This is a genomic window from Streptomyces sp. SID11385 (assembly GCF_010548245.1).
Lineage (GTDB): Bacteria > Actinomycetota > Actinomycetes > Streptomycetales > Streptomycetaceae > Streptomyces.
On the sequence record NZ_JAAGLR010000448.1, the window covers coordinates 1 to 5,154 of the forward strand.

The 5,154-nt window shown below is 72.7% G+C and carries 2 protein-coding genes; both read left to right on the forward strand.

Annotated features, from left to right (window positions below; translation table 11 throughout):
• Window positions 1–3,653, forward strand: a 3,653-nt coding sequence (locus G3I42_RS13690) for a type I polyketide synthase (protein WP_164285775.1), incomplete at its 5' end; no start/stop codon positions are given.
• A gap of 38 nt (window positions 3,654–3,691) precedes the next feature.
• Window positions 3,692–5,154, forward strand: a 1,463-nt coding sequence (locus G3I42_RS13695) for a beta-ketoacyl synthase N-terminal-like domain-containing protein (RefSeq protein ID WP_203606768.1), incomplete at its 3' end; no start/stop codon positions are given.

Genomic DNA, 5,154 nt, shown 5'->3' on the forward strand with positions numbered 1-5,154 from the left:
CCGGGGCACCGGAGCCGGGCGCCGTTGGCGAGCCGGGCGGGGCACCCGAGCCGGGCGGGGTGCGGGGGCCGGGCGGCCTCGACGCCGCCGAACGGGAACGGTCGCTGACGACGCTGGTCAGGCGGGAGGCGGCCGCGATCCTCGGTCATGCCTCCGCCGAGGGCGTGGACCCGGAACTGACCTTCAAGGAGCTGGGGTTCGACTCCATGAGCGGGGTCGAGCTGCGTACGCGGATCGCGGAGGCCACCGGTCTGCCCGTCCCCGCGGGGCTCATCTTCGACCACCCGACGTGCGAGGCGGTGGTCACGTACCTGCTGGCCCAGTCCCTCGGCACGGCCCCCGCGCCGGAGCGGGCCGAGGAGCGGCGGACGGCGTCCGTGGAGGACGATCCGGTGGTGGTCGTGGGGATGAGCGGCCGGTTCCCCGGCGGCATCAACTCGCCCGAGGAACTGTGGGACCTGGTCGCCTCCGGGGGCGAGGCGATCTCCGGGTTCCCCACCGACCGCGGCTGGGATCTCGACGCACTGTTCTCCGACGACCCCGACACGCCCGGCACTTCGTACACGCGGGAGGGCGGATTCCTCGACGGTGTCGCGGACTTCGACGCGGAGTTCTTCGGCATCAGCCCCCGCGAGGCCCTCGCGATGGACCCCCAGCAGCGGCTGCTCCTGGAGACCTCCTGGGAGGCTTTCGAACGCGCCGGGATCGACCCGACGAGCCTGCGCGGCAGCCGTACCGGCGTCTACGCCGGGACCTTCGGTTTCCGAGACCAGGACGCGGGCGGGGGCGGCGCGGAGGGCCACCGGATGACGGGCTCGGCGGCCAGTGTGCTCTCCGGCCGGGTGTCGTACGCGCTCGGGCTCGAGGGCCCGGCGATCACCGTGGACACCGCCTGCTCCTCCTCACTCGTCGCCCTCCACATGGCCACCCAAGCCCTCCACACCGGCGAATGCACCCTCGCCCTCGCCGGCGGCGTCACCCTCATGTCCACCCCCACCACCTTCATCGAATTCAGCCGCCAACGCGGCCTCGCCCCCGACGGACGCTGCAAACCCTTCTCCGCCCACGCCGACGGCACCGGCTGGTCCGAAGGCATCGGCATCCTCATCCTCGAAAAACTCTCCGACGCCCAACGCAACAACCACACCATCCTCGCCACCATCCGCGCCACCGCCATCAACCAGGACGGCGCCAGCAACGGACTCACCGCCCCCAACGGCCCCTCCCAACAACGCGTCATCCAAACCGCACTCGACAACGCCCACCTCACCCCCGACGACATCGACGCCATCGAAGCCCACGGCACCGGCACACGACTCGGCGACCCCATCGAAGCCCAAGCACTCATCAACACCTACGCCCAACACCGCACCACCCCCACCCCCCTCTGGCTCGGCTCCCTCAAATCCAACATCGGCCACACCCAAGCCGCCGCCGGCGCCGCAGCCCTCATCAAAATGATCCAAGCCCTCCACCACAACACACTCCCCCCCACCCTCCACGCCACCACCCCCACCCCCCTCATCGACTGGAACAACACCCCCCTCCAACTCCTCACCACCCCCCAACCCTGGCCCCACACCCACCACCCCCGCCGCGCCGCCATCTCCTCCTTCGGCATCAGCGGCACCAACGCCCACATCATCATCGAAGAAGCACCCCCCACCCCCACCACACCCCCACACCAGGAGGAAGCGAAGCCCCCGGTGACGGTGCTGCCGGTGTCCGCGCACACCTCGGCGGCCCTGGAGGAGCAGGCCGGGCGGCTGCTGACGCGACTGGAGCAGGAACCGGGCGCCGATCTCGGCCTGTCGCTGGCGAGCACACGGGCCCGGCTCGGCGTGCGCGCCGTGGTGGCGGCGACGGAGGAGGAAGGGCTGCGGCAGGGACTGCGGGCGCTCGCGGAGGGGCGTTCCGCGCCGACGCTGGTGCGGGCGGGCTCCGGTGAGGAGGCGGAGCGGTCCGGTGGACTGGCCTTCCTGTTCTCGGGTCAGGGCAGTCAGCGCCCCGGCATGGGCCGCGAACTCTACGACGCCTACCCCGCCTTCGCCGCAGCCCTGGACGAGGTCTGCGCCCACCTCGACCCCCACCTCGACCACTCCGTACGCGACCTGATGTTCGCCGCCGAGGACAGCCCCGAGGCGGAACTCCTGCAGCAGACCCAGTACACCCAGACCTCCCTCTTCGCCCTCGAAGTCGCCCTCCACCGGCTGGCCGAGTCGTTCGGGCTGCGTCCGGGGCATCTGCTGGGCCACTCGATCGGCGGACTGGTGGCCGCGCATGTCGCCGGCGTCCTCTCGCTTCCCGACGCCTGCACGCTCGTCGCCGCGCGCGGACGGCTCATGCAACAACTCCCCCCGGGCGGCGGCATGCTGGCGGTCCGCGCCACCGAACACGACCTCGTCCCGCACCTCGCGTCCTTCGACGACGTCTCCGTCGCCGCCCTGAACAGCCCCACCGCCACTGTCCTCTCCGGCACCACCACCACCCTCAACACCCTCAACACCACCCTCACCCAACTCGGCCACACCACCCGCTTCCTCCGCGTCAGCCACGCCTTCCACTCCCCCCTCATGAACCCCATCCTGGAAGAATTCCGGCACACCGCGGAACAACTCACCTACCACCACCCCCACACCCCCGTCGTCTCCGACCTGTACGGCCGTCTCGCCACACCGGAGGAACTGACCAGTCCCGACTACTGGGTCGAGCACGTGCGCCACACGGTCCGCTTCCACGAGGCGGTCACCGCCCTCGCCGAGGCGGGAGTCGCCACGTTCCTCGAAATCGGGCCCGACAGCCCTCTCACCGCGCTGGCCCAGGAGACGCTGGCCGACCTCCCGGAGGCACCGCTGTTCGCCGCCACCCAGCGCCGCGGACGCCCCCAGGCCGAGACCTTCGTGGCGGCGTGCGCGACGGCCTTCGTCGGTGGCGCCGACGCCGACTGGAGCACCGTGTACGCGGGTACGGCGGCGCGCGTGGTCGACCTGCCCACGTACCCCTTCCAGCGGCGGCGCTACTGGCTGGAGGCAGCCCCGCGCGGCGCGGAGCCCGTGGACTCCTCGGAGGCGGAGTTCTGGAACGCCGTCGAGCGGGCGGACCGGCACTCCCTGGCCGAGGTGCTGGGCGTCGGGGAGGAAACGCTGGCCGGGATGCTGCCGGCGCTCTCGGGCCTGCGACGGAATCTCGCGGCGCCCGTGCCGGTCACCGAGGACCCGGCGCCCGCGCCCGAGAGTCTGCCCACCGCGCTCGCCGCGCTGTCCCCGGCCGACCGGGAGCGCCGGATCCTCGCCGTCGTGCGCGCGGAGATCGCCGAGGTCCTGCAATTCGCGGGGCCCGGGGACGTGGAACCACGACGGGCGCTGAAGGAGCTGGGCTTCGACTCGCTGGCGGCGGTGAATCTGCGCAACCGCCTGGCGCGGGCGACGGAGTTGGCGCTCGCGCCGACGGTGGTCTTCGACCACCCGACCCCCGCCGCCCTGGCCGCCTTCCTGGCCGAGGAACTGACCGCCACCACCGCGGCGCCCGCCGAGGCCCCCGCCGCGGCCGTGCCCGCGACCGGCGAAGCGGCGGAGGAGCTGGCGGAGCGGCTGGAGGACGCGGACGGCGACGACCTCTTCGACCTCATCGACTCCGAACTCGGCTCGGCCTGACGCGGAACTCCCACCACACGAAGCAGCGAGGAAACACGATGTCCGATTCCGAGGAAAAGAAGCTCCGGGAGTATCTGAAGCGGGTGGTCGTCGAGCTGCGCGAGTCGCGGCTCCAGCTCCAGCGGGCCGAGGAGGCGTGGAACGAACCGCTCGCCGTCGTCGGCATGAGCTGCCGGCTGCCGGGCGGGGTGCGTTCGCCCGAGGACCTGTGGGACCTCGTGGTCAACGACACCGACGCCATCTCCGAGTTCCCCACCGATCGCGGCTGGGACGTGGACGGCCTGTACGACGCGGAGCCGGACCGGCCCGGGAAGACCTACACCCGGCACGGCGGATTCCTGTACGACGCGGCCGAGTTCGACCCCGGGTTCTTCGGGATCAACCCCCGCGAGGCCCTCGCGATGGACCCCCAGCAACGGCTGTTCCTGGAGAACTCGTGGAAGGCGCTGGAGCGGGCGGGCATCGACCCGGCCGGTCTGCGGGGCAGCGCGACGGGGGTGTTCGCGGGCTGCGTGACCTCCGACTACCAGGTGCTGCTGGCCTCGGCGCCCGAGGACATCGAGGCGTACCGGATGACGGGCTCGGCGTCGAGCGTCCTGTCCGGCCGGGTCGCCTACCTCTTCGGGCTGGAGGGCCCGGCCATCACGGTCGACTCGGCCTGCTCCTCCTCGCTGGTGGCGCTCCACCTGGCGGCCCAGGCCCTGCGCCGGGACGAATGCTCGCTGGCCCTGGTGGGCGGCGTGACGGTGATGGCCACTCCGACGGGGTTCGTGGACTTCAGCAGGCAGCGGGGCTTCTCCCCCGACGGGCGCTGCAAGGCGTTCGGGGCGGGGGCGGACGGGACGGGGTTCGCCGAGGGCGTCGGTGTGCTCGTCGTGGAACGGCTCTCCGACGCCCGGCGCAAGGGGCACCGCGTCCTCGCCGTCGTCCGGGGCAGCGCGGTCAACCAGGACGGCGCGAGCAACGGCCTGACCGCGCCCAGCGGGCCCGCGCAGGCACGTGTCATCCGGGCGGCCCTCGGCTCGGCGGGCCTGAGCGGCGCGGAGGTCGACGCCGTGGAGGCGCACGGCACGGGCACGCGGCTCGGCGACCCGATCGAGGCCCAGGCGCTCCTCGCCACCTACGGGCAGGACCGCGAGGAGGGCCGCCCACTGCTGCTCGGCTCCGTGAAGTCGAACGTGGGGCACACCCTGGCCGCGGCGGGGGTGGTGGGGGTGATCAAGATGATCAAGGCGATGGAGCACGGGATGCTGCCGTCCACCCTCCACGTCGAGGAGCCGACGCCCTTCGTGGACTGGGAGGCCGGCGCGGTCGAGCTGCTCGCCGAGGGCCGACCCTGGCCGGAGACGGGCCGGGCGCGCCGGGCCGGGGTCTCCGCCTTCGGGATGAGCGGGACCAACGCGCACGTACTGCTCGAACAGGCCCCGTCCGTCGAGGAGCACCCGGCCGCCCCCGGCCCCGACCCGGTGGTGACGCCGTACGTGCTCTCGGCGCGCGGCGA